Origin of the sequence: Pseudomonas sp. L7, assembly GCF_046605565.1 — a bacterium.
GTDB classification, from domain to species: domain Bacteria; phylum Pseudomonadota; class Gammaproteobacteria; order Pseudomonadales; family Pseudomonadaceae; genus Aquipseudomonas; species Aquipseudomonas wayambapalatensis.
Genome location: NZ_CP176784.1, coordinates 2,621,765 through 2,636,714 on the forward strand (window position 1 = coordinate 2,621,765; position 14,950 = coordinate 2,636,714).

At 61.3% G+C, this 14,950-nt stretch carries 18 protein-coding genes; 3 read left to right on the forward strand and 15 right to left on the reverse strand.

Annotated features, from left to right (window positions below):
- Positions 1-6 precede the first annotated feature (6 nt).
- Complete coding sequence (locus ACK3BK_RS11870) at positions 7-1,599, reverse strand: response regulator (protein ID WP_411384363.1); 1,593 nt, start codon at positions 1,597-1,599, stop codon at positions 7-9.
- Positions 1,600-1,699: 100 nt separating this feature from the next.
- A complete protein-coding gene (locus ACK3BK_RS11875; RefSeq protein ID WP_186708165.1) occupies positions 1,700-2,755 on the reverse strand; it encodes a tetratricopeptide repeat protein in 1,056 nt (351 codons plus the stop codon).
- Positions 2,756-2,951: 196 nt separating this feature from the next.
- Here ACK3BK_RS11875 and ACK3BK_RS11880 point away from each other — a divergent pair, with 196 nt between their 5' ends.
- The gene (locus ACK3BK_RS11880) at positions 2,952-3,821 is read left to right on the forward strand and encodes a pirin family protein (RefSeq protein ID WP_411384364.1); all 870 of its coding nucleotides are present in this window, start codon (positions 2,952-2,954) and stop codon (positions 3,819-3,821) included.
- 29 nt (positions 3,822-3,850) lie between these two features.
- Here ACK3BK_RS11880 and ACK3BK_RS11885 read toward each other — a convergent pair whose 3' ends face one another.
- On the reverse strand, positions 3,851-4,078 hold the full coding sequence (locus ACK3BK_RS11885; RefSeq protein ID WP_186665429.1) for a DUF6555 family protein: 228 nt from the start codon (positions 4,076-4,078) through the stop codon (positions 3,851-3,853).
- 236 nt (positions 4,079-4,314) lie between these two features.
- Between ACK3BK_RS11885 and ACK3BK_RS11890 the strand changes: the two genes are divergently transcribed.
- On the forward strand, positions 4,315-4,593 hold the full coding sequence (locus ACK3BK_RS11890; protein WP_186664940.1) for a DUF1652 domain-containing protein: 279 nt from the start codon (positions 4,315-4,317) through the stop codon (positions 4,591-4,593).
- Positions 4,594-4,616: 23 nt separating this feature from the next.
- Here ACK3BK_RS11890 and ACK3BK_RS11895 read toward each other — a convergent pair whose 3' ends face one another.
- The 10 genes from ACK3BK_RS11895 to ACK3BK_RS11940 form a co-directional block, all read right to left on the reverse strand.
- Positions 4,617-4,904: a hypothetical protein gene (locus tag ACK3BK_RS11895; RefSeq protein ID WP_186664939.1), complete on the reverse strand. Its 288-nt coding sequence runs from the start codon at positions 4,902-4,904 to the stop codon at positions 4,617-4,619.
- A 116-nt stretch (positions 4,905-5,020) separates the two neighbouring features.
- A complete protein-coding gene (locus ACK3BK_RS11900; RefSeq protein ID WP_186664937.1) occupies positions 5,021-5,857 on the reverse strand; it encodes an ABC transporter permease in 837 nt (278 codons plus the stop codon).
- Position 5,858: 1 nt separating this feature from the next.
- Entirely contained in the window at positions 5,859-6,644 is a 786-nt protein-coding gene (locus tag ACK3BK_RS11905) for an ABC transporter ATP-binding protein (protein ID WP_411384365.1), read from the reverse strand.
- Positions 6,641-7,651, reverse strand: a complete 1,011-nt coding sequence (locus tag ACK3BK_RS11910) for an ABC transporter substrate-binding protein (protein ID WP_411384366.1) — start codon at positions 7,649-7,651, stop codon at positions 6,641-6,643. Before ACK3BK_RS11910 ends, ACK3BK_RS11905 begins: the two co-directional genes overlap by 4 nt.
- A 114-nt stretch (positions 7,652-7,765) precedes the next feature.
- Positions 7,766-8,383 carry an START domain-containing protein gene (locus ACK3BK_RS11915; RefSeq protein WP_186664932.1) on the reverse strand — a complete coding sequence of 206 codons (618 nt, stop codon included), beginning with the start codon at positions 8,381-8,383 and terminating at the stop codon, positions 7,766-7,768.
- Between the two features lie 121 nt (positions 8,384-8,504).
- Entirely contained in the window at positions 8,505-9,341 is an 837-nt protein-coding gene (locus tag ACK3BK_RS11920; protein WP_054890674.1) for a bifunctional allantoicase/(S)-ureidoglycine aminohydrolase, read from the reverse strand.
- 159 nt (positions 9,342-9,500) lie between these two features.
- The gene (locus tag ACK3BK_RS11925; RefSeq protein ID WP_186664928.1) at positions 9,501-10,196 is read right to left on the reverse strand and encodes a sel1 repeat family protein; all 696 of its coding nucleotides are present in this window, start codon (positions 10,194-10,196) and stop codon (positions 9,501-9,503) included.
- Between the two features lie 158 nt (positions 10,197-10,354).
- Positions 10,355-11,449, reverse strand: coding sequence for a hypothetical protein (locus tag ACK3BK_RS11930; protein WP_411384367.1), 1,095 nt, complete (start codon positions 11,447-11,449; stop codon positions 10,355-10,357).
- A gap of 25 nt (positions 11,450-11,474) precedes the next feature.
- Positions 11,475-12,113 (reverse strand): LysE family translocator, encoded by a 639-nt coding sequence (locus tag ACK3BK_RS11935; protein ID WP_411384368.1) that lies wholly within the window; start codon positions 12,111-12,113, stop codon positions 11,475-11,477.
- 2 nt (positions 12,114-12,115) lie between these two features.
- Complete coding sequence (locus tag ACK3BK_RS11940) at positions 12,116-12,892, reverse strand: YqcI/YcgG family protein (protein ID WP_411384369.1); 777 nt, start codon at positions 12,890-12,892, stop codon at positions 12,116-12,118.
- 163 nt (positions 12,893-13,055) lie between these two features.
- Between ACK3BK_RS11940 and ACK3BK_RS11945 the strand changes: the two genes are divergently transcribed.
- A complete protein-coding gene (locus tag ACK3BK_RS11945; RefSeq protein WP_186708153.1) occupies positions 13,056-13,976 on the forward strand; it encodes a LysR substrate-binding domain-containing protein in 921 nt (306 codons plus the stop codon).
- A gap of 62 nt (positions 13,977-14,038) precedes the next feature.
- On the opposite strand, the gene ACK3BK_RS11950 is transcribed toward ACK3BK_RS11945, so the two are convergent.
- Both ACK3BK_RS11950 and ACK3BK_RS11955 read right to left on the reverse strand, forming a co-directional pair.
- Positions 14,039-14,503 (reverse strand): DUF1348 family protein, encoded by a 465-nt coding sequence (locus ACK3BK_RS11950; RefSeq protein WP_063544979.1) that lies wholly within the window; start codon positions 14,501-14,503, stop codon positions 14,039-14,041.
- Between the two features lie 129 nt (positions 14,504-14,632).
- Positions 14,633-14,866 carry a hypothetical protein gene (locus ACK3BK_RS11955; RefSeq protein ID WP_411384370.1) on the reverse strand — a complete coding sequence of 78 codons (234 nt, stop codon included), beginning with the start codon at positions 14,864-14,866 and terminating at the stop codon, positions 14,633-14,635.
- Between the last annotated feature and the right edge of the window lie 84 nt (positions 14,867-14,950).

The window sequence follows — 14,950 nt, forward strand, 5'->3', positions numbered from 1 at the left end:
CGGCGATCATGCCTCGCCGAGCATCTGCGCTACGCGCTGGCTCAGTTGGTGCAACTCGAAGGGTTTGCAGATCAATTGCATGCCTGGGTCGAGGAAGCCCTCGCGGGACATGGCCGTTTCCGCGTAGCCGGTAATGAACAGGACCGGCAGGCTCGGGCGTAGTGCGCGGGCAATCTCGGCCAGCTGTCGGCCATTCATGCCTGGCAGCCCGACATCGCTGATAAGCAGCGCAATGGGCTGTGAAGAGCGCAAAAGATTCAGCGCCTGCGTAGCGTCGCAGGCGCTCTGGCATGGAAAACCGTCATCGCGCAGCGCTTGGCAGAGCAGCTCGCGCACTTCGCGGTCGTCCTCCACGATCAGCACCTCGCGGCAGCTTCCTGCGATGGGCGTGCTTGCAACTTCCAAGGCCTGCGGTGGGGTGCTCAGGCAGCGTGGCAGGTAGAGATCGACCCGCGTGCCCTGGCCAATCTGGCTTTCCATCGTGACATGGCCGTGGGACTGCTTGCTGAATCCGTAGACCATCGACAAGCCCAGGCCTATGCCCTGGCCCACAGGCTTGGTACTGAAAAAGGGTTCGAAGGCATGTTCCAGGGTGGCGTGTGACATGCCCTGGCCAGTGTCGCTGAAGGTCAGTTGCAGGTAGTCACCACTGCTCAGGCCTGCGCCCTCAAACTGTTCCGCGTCGATATGCTGATTGCGGGCTTCGATGGACAAATGCCCACCACTGGGCATGGCTTCACGGGCGTTGACCAGCAGGTTGTCCAACGATTCGCGCAACTGCTTGTCGTCTGCCTGGACTGGCCAGAGTGCGTCCGCCATGCGCAAGGATAGTTTCACCGAGTTGCCCAGTGTCGCCTGCAGCCGCGCGGGCTGCAGCAAGGCATGCAGGTCCACTGCTTGGCTCTGCAGCGATTGACGGGAAGAAAAAGCCAGTAGCCTGTGGGTCAGCATTGCTGCGCGGGCTACGGCGTCCTGGCCCATGCGCAGGAATTTGTCGAGCCCTTCGGTACGCCCTTGCTGCAGACGCCTGTCGATCAATTCAAAGCTGCCACCAATGCTGGTCAGCAGGTTATTGAAGTCATGGGCAACGCCGCCTGCCAACTGACCGATGGCTTCCATCTTGCGTGTCTGGTGCCGGGCCTGGCCGTCAGCCTGTTGACTGTCCAGGCGCTCGCGCAGCGCGCTCAGCGCATTGCGCGCCATGTACTGACGACGTCGAGCGCGCAGGGCCTGGTTCGCCGCATCCAGCAGTTGTTGTTCATCGAAGGGGTAGCTCAGGCGCGACAGGTTGCCCAACCGTTGAGGCATCGAACCATTGTCGGTCGTCGCGTGGGTGTTCAGCAGCAATACCGGCAGATCTGACCACTCCGGTTGCTCATCGATGAACCGGTGCAGGGGCGACTGCGGGTCATCGGTCAAGGTCTGCAGGTCGACGATTACCACGGCGACACCCTCGGCCAGCCATAGGCCGAAACGGTCCTTGTCGCCTGTGCACAGGCACGCGATACCGCTTCCAGACAACAGTTTGGCAGCGGTCGCTGCAACCTGCTCGGGTGCGAGGATGAGGGTGCGTTCGTCCAACGACAACGAACCGGACAAGACGAATCTCCCATGGCAGTCGCCCGGCCGGAAATAGCCGAGCATTCAGCGAGCTACTACCCACTGGACCACCAGGGTTCTGTCAGGGTTCAAGCGAGTTCTACAAACCTTGTTGCAAATAGGGGTCGTCTGGATTCTGTCGCTCAAGTTCGGCCAGCAAGACTTGTACGTTCTGCAATTGGCCAGTTTCCTTCCAGTAGCGAATCAGCAACACCCGTGCACGGCGATTGGCGGGCTGGCGATCGAGCAGGGTTTCCAGTTGCTTCTGCGCTGCTTCGACTTGCTCAAGGTCATGCAGGGTGACGGCCAGCGTGTAGCGATAGTCGGCGTTGTCCGGTTCCAACTCCACGGCACGGGAAAAAGCCAGCAAGGCATATTCCCGTTGATCGTGGCGGCTGAGCCAGAGACCCAGCTCATATTGCAGAAACGCGGAGTCAGGGCGCAGGGCCAAGGCTTTGCCCAACACCTCGCGGGAGGCGTCGTGCTGGCCTTGCCGTTCCAGCAATCGTACCTGCGTTGCCAGCGCCTCCAGATCCTGCGGCGCCAGAGCCAGGCTGCGCTGAAGGGCTGCTTCGGCCTGCGGATAGTCCTGTTCATGAAGGTACAGGCGCGCCAGGTGGACTTGTGCCTCGGCATCGTCGGGCTGTTGTTCGAGTGCTTGCTGATATTGCTCAAGGGCTGCCTGCAGCGGTCGGAAGTACAGGCCGATGGCATCGGGGTCGAGGCCCAGTAGTGCATCCACCACGGCGAACCGTACGCTCTGGTCGTCATCCTCCAGCAAAGGGCCGAGGACCAGGCTGCGTTGGGCGGGTGGCAGCAGGCGCCGGATGCTGGTGATCGCCGCACGACGTACCAGGGGGGCACCATGGTCGAGATCCTGCTGGGCCAATTTCAGCGCCTGTGGGGAGGGGTAGTGAGGCAGTTCGGCGTAGAGCGCAGCACGCCTGATAGGTGGCAGGTCATCGCGTTGCAACTGTTGGTACAGCACCCGTGCCGCACCCGGAAGACCTTCGTGGGCCTGGCGCAGCGCCTTGGCATAGCTCTGTGGCGGCTGGCTGGAGGGCTCTGGTTTCTGGTCGCGCCACAAGTAACCGATCACCCCCGGGATCGCCAGGACGAGCAGCAGTGCGATCAGATAGCGGCGACGTTTGGGCATTAGCGGTACCGGGGGTCAGGAGGGAGTGAGCTTGGGGCAGCTGGCGGTTAAATGCAACGGGGCCAGGCAAGCCTTAGTGTCGTGGGGTTTATAGGGAGACTGTCCTGCATATGAGACGAATAAGGCTATTTTGCCCGCCTAATTCACGATTGTTTTCATCGGTAGAATGTTCGCCAGCCAAGAGAGGAGATATCTCATGAAAAAGATCCTGGGTATTTACCGTAGCCCCCATGCCCATTGGGTAGGGGATGGTTTCCCCGTGCGCAGCCTCTTCACCTACGACCAGCTCGCACGCCATATCAGCCCGTTCCTGATGCTGGACTACGCCGGCCCTCATCCATTCACACCGACCGACGCCCGTCGCGGGGTTGGCCAGCATCCACATCGCGGCTTCGAGACCGTGACCATCGTCTATCAGGGTGAACTCGAACACCGCGACTCCACTGGCGCCGGTGGCTTGATCGGTCCTGGCGACGTGCAGTGGATGACCGCAGCCAATGGCATCATTCATGAGGAATTTCATTCGCCGGCCTTTGCTCGCAGCGGTGGCGTCCTTGAGATGGTGCAACTGTGGGTCAACCTGCCTGCACGTGACAAACTCAGCCCGGCGGGGTACCAGACGCTGCTGGATGCCGAGATTCCACAGGTAGCGCTCGACGAGGGTGTCGGCAGCCTGCGGGTGATCGCAGGTGATTACCAGGGGCATCGGGGGCCTGCCCGGACGTTCACGCCCATGGATGTGTGGGATGTGCGTATGAACGCTGGGGCAACGCTGCAATTACCGATTGCCGAGGGGCGCAATGCCGCACTGGTCGTACTGCACGGGTCGATACAGGTAAACGACCAGCAGGACGTCAGTCCAGCCAGCCTGGTGTTGCTGGAGCGCGAGGGTGAGCATGCCAGGGTCACTGCATTGGAGGACGCCACGCTGTTGCTGCTCAGTGGCGAGCCGATCGATGAGCCGATCGTGGGTTATGGCCCCTTCGTAATGAACACCCAGGCTGAAATTGCCGAAGCATTCGACGACTTCCATGCAGGGCGTTTTGGGCAGATGGTGCCGTACTGACAGCACACCACGCGGGGTAGCCGGAGCCTTCAGCCAGAAGCGCGCCAGCTTACCTCGCTGATGCCATAGCGCTCGGCCATGGGTCTGCTGACTTTCTTGATCTTCTCTCGGCCATAGCGCCCGATCTTGCCAACACCGGCATCGCAGCTCGCCCAGTGCCACGCTTCGGCATTATCCATGCGCTCGGCGCGAATGATGAATGACTTGTGCTGGCCATGCAGCGCATAGTCGATCACGAAAAGTTTTGCATCAATCATCGCTACCCGATTCCTCAGCGCAACGCGCAACACGACGGTCCATGGCTTGATGTTGTGAAATCGAGACGGCCGATAAAGTTTGCGCCATCTTCGTCGAACACGACGAACGGTAGTTTTACCGCCGTTTGTCGCATCGCCCAGGTAACCGATTGAACGGGCCATCGTGCAACGGTTTCACTCGCTAGAGTGGATAGGGCTTTTACATCGCAGGCCAATATTGAAGAGAGGGTCATGACATGTCGTTGATCGGCGTTTCGATGCTGGAGATGCGTCAGATGATCGAGCAGGCCTGTCTGCCCGATCGTTGCGAGGTCAGCAGCCCGGATGGCGTCAACCTGACCATCCGCGTGGGGCGTGGTGAGAGCCTTGAAGAGGGTTACACGCTGACTGGAATACCGCTGGCCAGCCTGAACAGTTGTCGTGACCTGGTAGCCTTGGTCTGGCAGTTGCGTGAGGGGCAACGAGCAGGGCATGGCCCTGACGTCAAACTGACTACGCAGAAGGTAGCGTTCTAGCGCGCTACCGGCCGTTGACCGAATCACTGCAGCTCAAGCAGCAGATTCAAACCACCATCGCCGCATTTGCCCCGGTCCCGCACTATCCCCCGATATCGGCGTCCCTCCCACGCGAAGGTAACGCTATGGGCACGTTCAACCTTGTCGGGAAGTGGCGGGTGTATGTGCAAGCGCAGCGCGGGACGCCCTTGTAGATCAAGAGCGGCGAGCTGGGCGTGACATTCGACACTCTGTGCCACCGGGCCGAACAGCGTGTCGCGAACATAGTCGAGCTGCAGGCAACTGCTGGGCGCGCGGCCGGGCATCTTCATAGCTGTTGCCTGCGCGTCCGGTGATCATACGCACCAAAGGGTGATTGCATGGGGAATTCTCCGAAGGACCTAAGCATGTTGAGGGCGGCGGCCGGGCGGTGTTCCATTGGTATTTTCTACCGCCGTCCAGGTTCATCGTCCGACTGCTGGCGCCAGGCTGACAGACGCCGTTCCAGGCCGGCGAGCAAGACATCGAAGAGCAGGGCACAGCATGTGAGAACGATGATGCCCGCCAACACGGTGTTGACATCGAAGGTGGCCTCGGCTTGCAGGATGAGGTAGCCGATTCCGCGAGTCGATCCCAGGTATTCACCCACCACGACCCCGACGAACGCCAGGCCGATGACGGTGTTCAGGCTGGAAAACACCCAACCTAGGGCGGCAGGCAGATAGACGATACGAACCAGTTGCCAACGGTTGGCGCCAAGCAGTCTCACGTTAGCCAACAATGCAGGGCTTACCTCGCGCACACCCTGGTAGACATTGAAGAACACCGCAAAGAATACCAGCGTGATACCCAGCGCGACTTTCGAGGCGATGCCCAGCCCCAACCACATCACCAGCAAGGGCGCCAGCACCACCCTGGGGACCGCATTGGCGGCCTTGATGAACGGTGACAATACCCGTGCCAGCGTGGGGGTCAGCCCTAACCAGAGGCCGACTGCCAAGCCTGAGGCGAGTCCGAGCAAAAAAGCCAGTATCGTTTCGGTCAGTGTGATCAGCAGGTGAGGGTAGAGCGTGCCGGGAAAATTCAGTGTAGTCAGCAGGTGGTCCCGCCAGTACAGCTCCAACGAGCCGTTGCCAGTGCTCAACCAGCGCCAGAGTTGCTGCAGAACTGCGTGGGGGTGACCGACAAAGAACGCCAGATCGTCGTCGGCAGCCAACCACGACCAGAGTGAAAGCATTGCGAGCAGCAGGGCGGCGCGCAGTAGCCAGAGGGTGGTCCACGACATGTCAGCCTCGGTCGTTTGTGGGGGTGGGAGGCAGGTGCCCCAGCGCGTGCCAGAGACGCTGGTACAGGGCTGCGGACTCGGGATCCTTGCGTAGTGACAACGTGTCGCGTGGGCGTGGCAGGGGAATTCGAATGTCTTCGATGCACCGGGATGCGGGGCCGGCGTTGAATGCCAGGACGCGGTCAGCGAGGGTGATGGCTTCGTCGAGATCATGGGTGACGAATAGCACCGATTTGCGTCGTTCGCCCCACAATTCGAGCAACAATTGCTGCATGGCTTGGCGCGTTTGCGCATCCAGCGCAGCGAAAGGCTCATCCATGAGCAGCAGCGAAGCGTTGTGGATCAGCGCCTGGGCTAGGGCAACACGTTTGCGCATGCCGCCGGACAATTGATGAGGGTAGTGATCGGGAACGTCGGTCAGCCCGACCCGCCTCAACCATTGAGCGGCTTGCTGGTTGGCGTGTCGCTTGTCCAAGCCGCGCAGTTGCAGGGGGAGGCTCACATTGTCGAGCGCCGTGCGCCACGGCAACAGCGCATCGTGTTGAAACATGTAGGAGGCGTGGCGGTTCAACCCGAGCAAGGGTTTTCCATGGCAGCGGATCTGCCCGCCGTGGGCCGGTTTGAGCCCTGCGGCGAGGTCGAGCAGGGTCGATTTGCCGCAACCGGTAGGGCCAAGCACGCAGACGAACTCACCTTCACGTACAGTGAGATCGACCCGTGCCAATGCCAGCAAGCGATCGTGGCGGGCTTCCACGTCGAGCATTTCCAGAGCGAGGGTGGATGTCATGGTTGCAAGGCTTGATCAACGAATTGATTGGTCCAGGTTGCCTGGAGGTCGATCTGGCGTTCGGCCATGATCGGGTCGAAACTCTGCAGTGCCTGCAAGGCGTTGCGCGCCCCCTCTTCAGGGAAGCGGCCGTTTACGCTGAGGGATGACTGGATGTTTCGAAACGCCTGGCGATAAAGCGCCGCGTCGCCCATCAGGTAGGGTGTTGGCACCAGTTCGGCGACTTCGGCATCCGTGGCGTCGTGTAGCCAGGTCAGTGCCTTGAGCATGGCATTGGTCAGGGCTTGGATGGTCTGTGGGTTGTTCTGGATATAGGTGCTTTTGGCATAGAGGGTGTTCGCCGGCATGGGGCCGCCGAACAGGGCTGCGGTGCCGGCTGGCGTGCGCGCATCTGCGATCAGGCGTATTGCCTGTTGTTGTTCCAGCAGGCTGATCAAGGGTTCGGCGTTGGCCAGTGCGTCGATCTTGCCGCTCAGCATCGCCTGCACGGCTGTCGCGCCGGTGCCAACGGTGGCAAATGCAACGTCCTCGGGGCTGAGCCCTCCCTGTGCCAGCACGCGGTTGGCGAGCATCTGGGTTGAGGAGCCGGGCGCACTGATGCCGATGGTCTTGCCTCGCAGGTCTGCGATCGACCGATAATTCGACAGATTTTTGGAGGAGATGCCCATGGCGAGCTGGGGGGTCTCGCTTGCCAGCACGAACGCCTGAAGTGCCTGGCCGCGAGCCTGCAGACGCAAGGTGTGCTCGTAGGCACCGCTGACCACCTGTACGGCATCGGCCACCAGCGCTTGCGCAGCCTTGCCGCCACCGGTGAAGTCGATGACTTTCACATCGAGGCCTTCATCGCGGAAATAACCCTGCTCCAGTGCGACTGTCAGCGGCAGGTTATAAATGACCGCCTGGCCACCGACGCCCAGGTGGACAGGGGTCAGAGCCTGTGGTTGCTTCTTGGCCGTGGCGGATGCTGCAACCAGCAGCATCAAGCAACTGAAAACAAATGCGCGCATGGCACCTCCTTGTTGTGGAGGTTCACAGGGTAGGGCATCAAGGCTTGGGTGAGAGGGTGAGACGCTCCGAATTGCGTGTAGGAGTGCTCCTAAAACCCCTTTGGCTACTGAGCGTCAGGGTTGACGTTCGGCTACCGCTCTCAGCGTTCTGAGCGTGACCATTGGCGCGTCGACCACAAAGCGATTGGCCAGCCAGCCCGGTACATCGCCAGCGGGATCGGCTTGCAGGCGATAGGTGACCTGGGTATCGCGTTCGGCCAGTGGGTGCATGATCCACTCACCTTGCAATTGGCGCACGCGAATGAAGCCAGGGGCCTCGGGCACCTTTTCCGGGTCAGCGCTGAGCCTGCGAACCAGCGAGCCGTCGTCCAGCCGCTCGGTGCGTACGCGCAGGACCATGTCCCGCGGTTGCGCGGGCCAAGGCAGCTCGGTGGTGAGGTAGACCCAGGTACTGTCGCCATCGACCTCCAGCAGGCGCATCTGTGCGCAGGCATACAACCACTTGCAGGCGACACGCAGGTTTTCCTGAAGGTCGCTCAGGGTGCGAACACTGGCCTTGATCCGGACAACGCCGCGAAATTGCTGGTAGGGGGAGCCCTGGACGTCGCCAAGATAAATGTCGATGCCGCTTTCCTGATGGGCGAGGCGCCAGTTGTCGGCAGACAACGCAAGCGTCGGCAGCAGGAGTGCGCAGAGCAGGGCGAGGTGAAGTCGGGACAGGAGCTGCGGCATGTTCGGGCTCCACACTGGGGATCACCGTAGTATGCGCGGGAACAGGCAGAACGATCATGAAGATGGTGTTGCGCCGATCAGGGCCGTGGCCGACCCCGATCGGTTGATGCAGGCGGGCGCCTCAGCGCTGCGGATTGAGCGTCAGGTGCACGTGGCGGTTCACGTCCTTGTACAGCAGGTAGCTGAACGGACCTGGACCACCCGAGTAGCAGGCTTGCGGGCAGAACGCACGCAGCCACATGAAGTCACCGGCTTCGACTTCAACCCAGTCCTGGTTGAGGCGATATACCGCCTTGCCTTCGAGCACATACAGGCCGTGTTCCATGACGTGGGTTTCGGCAAACGGAATCACGCCGCCTGGCTGGAAGGTCACGATGTTGACGTGCATGTCGTGACGCATGTCGGCCATATCGACGAAGCGGGTGGTGACCCAGCGTCCTTCGGTGCCCGGCATCTCGATGACCGTGGCGTTATCGCGGTGGGTGACGAACGATTCTGGAACCGCCAGGCCTTCGACCTTCTGGTAGTGCTTGCGCAGCCAATGGAACGTGACGTTGGCCTTGCTGTTGTTGCGCAGGCTCCACTCGGCCCCTGGCGCGAGGAAGGCATAGCCGCCAGGCACCAGGGTGTGGTGCTTGCCTTCGACAGTGATGTCGATCTCGCCTTCGACGACGAACACCACGGCTTCGGCATTAGGGTCCAGCTCAGGGCGTTCGCTGCCGCCCTCAGGGGCGACTTCGACGATGTACTGCGAGAAGGTTTCGGCAAAGCCGGTCAGCGGGCGAGCGATGACCCACATGCGCATCTTGTCCCAGAACGGCAAGTGGCTGGTGACGATGTCACGCATTACGCCCTTGGGAATGACGGCATAGGCCTCGGTGAACATGGCACGGTCAGTCAGCAGCTCGGTTTGAGCCGGGTGCCCACCGTGGGGGGCGAAGTAGGAGTGATTCGACATGGACAGTCTCGACTTGTTGTTCTCTCCCCGTGCCGTGAACCGCACCGGCCGGTGCGGCGCAGGGGATGCACGGACAGCATAGGGGCGAGGCCCTGGCATCCACAAATTAAATGTTGGAATACCCGGTATTTGCTTGCTGAATGCTGAGCGGCCGTGCTGTCAGCGATTGCTGGTCAGCCGCTGCTGGGCCGCCACGCAACCGTTGATCTCCACCGCCTTCTGCAGCAGCGCCTGACGCCGTTGTGGGTCGAGTTCACCTAGCAGGCGATAGACCTCCGCCTGGTAGTCACGCTGACGCCCCCACTGGAGCTCCAGGCCTTGCGGACGACTGCGGTTGCAAGCCAGGCGAGTGGCGGGCTGCGGATAGTAGGCGGCGTAAAGGGTCGCCATGCTCGGAATGGCTTCCAGCGCCTCGCGGTAGGCGGGGGTGGTGTTGTAGGACGGACACCAGTTGGCGATCGCCGTCGCTGGTGGGGCGAAACCCTGGCGCAGGCTGGCTTCGAGCAGTGGACAGGCCGCGTCGGCAATCTTCCCGGCGGGCAGGTAGGTCATGTAGTACAGCGCCAGACGGTACTGCGCCACGGGATGGCCCAAGGCAACCGACTTTTCCAGCAAGGCTACCGCCGTTGGCAATGTGCGGGCCATCGCCTGGCCCTGGCGGCTGAGCTCCGGATCGTTGGTATCGGCTGTGCGCAGTGGGCTGGCGCTGTCATCCTCGGTGTCGGCCTGCTCGAGCAATGGCAACGCCTGGCGGTAGAGCAGGTCGGCATGGGGATCGATGCGAACGTCGAGCGCCTGGGCGGCAAACGGCGTCAGCGCCGCGAACAAGCCCGAAAGGAAGACGGCTCGACTCACGAATGGGCCTCGCAGGCTGGCGCCCAGGTGAGACGAACCAGAAGCGTTTGGGCAGCAAGAGTGTTCATGACGTGTACGCGTTTGCCTCGGGCGACCGGGAGCGGTGATGGATCATTCTAGCCATCCCGAGGTGCTGTCGAAAGAGTCTTTGTTTGCTGTCAGACGAGCTTGAAAGGCGTGACCTTGCGGTTAGCGTACTTTTCCTGGGCCAACCCCAGCTTTGCGGTGATGACCTTGGCCAAGGCGTTGTTGCCCAGATCATTGAAATGCAGACGATCGATGAACAGATGCTCATTGAATACCGGTGAGCTGCTGAGCATGCCGTTCATGTCATAGCAGGGTACGGTCTGCGCCTGACTCTTGATGCGCCGGAAGAAGGTTGAATGCAATTGACTGTCGTAGACACCCTCCAGCAAGCGGTCGAAGTTGCCCGGCTGACGGTCCAGCGCCGACAGCATGGCATGTTCGCTGGCGGGCAACTGCTCGCGGCACCAGGGCAGCAGTGGCTGAAGGATGAACGTCAGGGTGGTATGGCTGTCGGCCAGTAGTCGCTCCCATTGGCACAGGGTGCGGCCGATGCAATCGGCGGCACGAAGCAGGCGTTTTTCCGGCGCTGACAGCGGCCAGGCGCAGGATGACGGTGGCGAACGACGGGGCGCGAGACTTTGCCCCAGGCGCTGCCAAAACGAGGCCCGCCCGGGTTTGGCCGGTATTTGCACGCCTTCGTTGAAACTGTTGAGAAAACGCTGGTACGGCCGTGCTCCTTCAGGTTCCTGGTCGGCTGCGAGGATTTCGCCAAGCCCTTCCTGGGCCAGGGTGTTGAGGCCACTGAGGACCACGACATGGCCGATCTGGCCGAGGCGATGCTGATGACTGAGGAACATCAGCAGCTCCTGGGTGGCGTTCAGACCGCAGCCGGCCAGGTTCAACCAGATCTCGCCGGTGAGCATCGACAGGTAGGACGCCACGGTGTGTTCATCGGAACTGGCGCCGATACCCAGGGCGGTAGAGCCGCCCACCAGCAGGTTGATACGCGCCGCGCCGCCGCGCTCGGCCAGTGAAAAGCGCTTGCCGGCACAGTGGCTGTAGCGCAGGCCCAGGGCGTCGGTGTTGATGGTGTCGGAGCGGTAGCCACGCTCATGCACGTAAAGGGTATGCGGCGCGCGACGTCCGCCCAGCAGCAGGAAGCGCTGGTAGTCTTCTCGCAGGGGAATGGCGCTGCCCACGTCCGGGGTGATGTCGATCGGTGTCATGGGCGCTCCTGGGTATCGGGCGGGCTCAGGCGGCCAGCTCCTTGAGGTTGTAGAGCAGCCCCCCCGCGGCGATCAGCAGCAGGGCGACGCCAGACGCCAGGCTGATCAGGCGGTTGCTGCGCTGCGAGGCGATCTTGCCGATGGCGAAGATGTAGAGGCTCAAAACCGCGAAGTCGATGGCGATCCACAGCAGCGACAGCACTACCATGCTCTTCTCGAAGGATTCAGTGACCTGAATGAACTGCGGGAAGAAGGCAATGAAGAAGATGATGTCCTTGGGATTGGAAATGCCCACCATGAAACCTTGCAGCAGGCCGCCTCGGCCAGTGCTGCGCGGTGCTTCGACCGTTTCGGCAGCGTGCTCCCGGGGTTGCTGCTGCAGGGCTTCGCGCAGCGTGCCCACGGCAATGTAGCCAATGAACAGGCAGCCCAGCAGGCTCATGCCGCTGAGCCAGGCTTTGTCGATGGCGGCGCTGGTCATGATGATCCAGGCTGCAGCACCAATCAGCACCAGTGACGCCCAGTTGGTGCCGACGGCGGTGAACAGGGCTTTGCGCGAACCGGAGGCGGCAGCGGTATTGACGATCAGCGCCACTACCGGGCCTGGCGTGGCGATCAGCAGCAGGACGGTGAGGGCGTAGGTAGCAGTCAGTGCGGTATTCACGTTCAGTTCTCGATCTGGTTTTCAGGCGTTGCGGTGGCATGGAAGGGGCAGCGCGAGGGGTTGAGCGAGCCCATCTCCTGGAGTTGATATTGCTTCCATTCGAAGTTGTCGTCCTGGCCGAAGAAACCCAGGCTGTCGGGTATTACCCCGTCGTTGTACTGCGCAACCCGTTCACGGATCCGCGCGCGGATGCGCTGGCCACTTTCGGTGCTGGCACTGGCCACTTCGTCGAAGCTTTCCCGTGGATTGATGACGAAAGCGATGCTGTTGCCCAGGTTGCGGCTTTTCATCTGGCGATGGGCGGGAAAACTCATGTTGATGAACAGTGGCATGCCGGCAAAGCAAAATGACCATTGGGTGTCATGCGGGTCACGGGGCACATCCTGCGGCCAAGGCTGGGGATCGCGGGCGTGGACCTGCTGGAGGATCTTCCAGGCTAGCGCTTGCTGTTCGGCCAATGTGCCGTCGACGGTGGTTTCAAGAAACACCAGCAGCGGGTTGCCGATGCGCTGCTTGAGCGGGATCGGCGCGATGCTGCGGACATAGTCGGCGAGACCGCGGGCGATGTCATTGGCAGGATCATCGGCGCGTGCGAAAAGAATGTGGCAGGTGGCGGCGGCGACCGCCTTGCGTCCGAAGAGGCAGGGAAAGCCAGGGTTGCCGAGGATTTCCTTGAAGTGCTCTATGGTCTTGTACGTCCAATGCTGCTTGTTCCGAACATGTTCATCGGCCAGCTCTAGCGCATCCAGGCGATAGCAGTTTCCATAACCCGTAAACATGGTTTCCCCAGGAAATTTCTACAAAGTGGTTTTTCTGCCTTATCGCGGCGTGTTGGTTAGCTGTAATTGTTATTTACCGGCATTTTCGAAGAACCTCCCTAGGTTGTAAAATGCCTGGAACTATGACCTACTATTAGTTTCACTCATGCTTTGGAAGGCGACGATGTCAGAACGGATTCAAGCCCTGCATGCCTTGCGTGCCTTCGAAGTGGCTTCTCGTTACGGCTCTTTCACCCGCGCAGCGGAAGAACTGGCCTTGACCCAAGGGGCGGTAAGCCATCACATCAAGACCCTCGAAGCCATGTTCGGTTGCGACCTGTTCGAGCGCCGCGGCCCCAAGCTGCGCCTGACCGAGCACGGTCGGTTGCTGGCCCAGGAGCTCAAGGTCGGTTTCAAGATCATCGAGAATGCGTGCGCCTTGTTGCGCCAGGACCGTTACGGCCTGCGTCTGAAAGCCGCCTCTACGCTTACCGTGCGCTGGCTGCTCAAGGCTTTGGATGGTTTCAAGAAGATCGACGACAGCTGTAGCGTGCAGTTGTCGAGCGTCTGGATGGACATCGACACGGTGGATTTCTATTCCGAGCCCTACGATTGCGCCATCCTGCTGGGCAGCGGCAAGTTCCCTGCCGATGTCGAAAGCCTGAAGCTGTTCGATGAGTGGCTGATCCCGGTCTGTCACCCCGACTACCTCCAGGAGCCTGAGCCAGACCTGTCGGTGCTGCGCAACTGCGAATTCCTCCATCCCTCGTCCGATCGCCGAGACTGGCGGCGTTGGCTGGCGCGGGTCGATGCACTGGACATCAGCATCGATCAAGGGCAGGTGTTCGACACCCTTGACCAGGGAATTTCCGCGGCGCAGCAGGGCTTGGGCATTTCGGTGGTCGATCTGGTGCTGGCCAGTGCCGACCTTGCCGCCGGGCGCCTGATCACACCCTTCAAGCAGGCCGTGGCGACGGGCGATGGTTACTACATGACCTGGCTCAAGGCCAGCCCCAAGGCCCGGCAGATGAGCAAGCTTCGTGATTACCTGCTTGGCCAGGTACCAGCGCTGGCGCTCAAGGACATCAACTATCTGTACGGCTGAATACCGTTAAAGCACTTCGCCCAGGCCTGTCACGACAGGCCTGGGCGAATGCGTTCGCAAGGTCAGAAACCGAAGCTGCTCAGCCCCGGATGGTCATCCGGACGACGCCCCAGCGGCCAACGGAACTGGCGTTCCTCTTCGGTGATCGGCATTTCATTGATGCTGGCGTGGCGGTTCTGCATCAGCCCATCGGCGGCAAACTCCCAGTTCTCGTTGCCATAGGCGCGGTACCACTGGCCGCTGTCATCGCGGTACTCATAGGCATAGCGCACGGCGATGCGGTTTTCGGTGAAGGCCCAGAGCTCCTTGATCAGGCGGTATTCGTGCTCACGATTCCACTTGCGGGTCAGGAAGGCCTGTGCCTCGTCGCGGTTGGTGGCGAAGTCGACCCGGTTACGCCAGCGGGTGTCCAGGGTGTAGGCGAGGGCAACCTTGGCCGCATCGCGGCTGTTCCAGCCATCCTCGGCCAGGCGGACTTTCTCGATGGCGGTTTCGCGGGTAAACGGCGGTAATGGTGGGCGGGACATCGCGGTACTCCTCATGTGCAGGTCCGGAAGAAGTGGCCTGATGGATGAAGCGTAGGCTCAAGCGTGTTCGGAGGGAATCGATGCTGGTGGCAGTTCATAATTGCGGCAAGTGGAATAATCCGACCCGTTTCAGGGCTCGACCTCGTCCACATACGCTTCGAAGAACCAGTCCGGGATCTCCTCGGTGCGATATTGCAACTGCGTACCCGCGCTGACCCTGACCAACTCGCCGTCGTCAGTGGTCAGCACGCCCTGCTGGCTCACCTGCAGGGCGCGCTGATAGGCGCTGAGTGTCGCTTCACGGGCATGCTCGGGTACTGTCTGCTCGAGGGGCATCATAGCGCTGGCGGTGCAGGCAAACATCAGGCGGTGTCATGGCGAAGGTCCTGGGGAGGGCCTATTGGAGACTGGCAGAAGACGCGGTTCAGCGTTTCCCCATTACCTGTA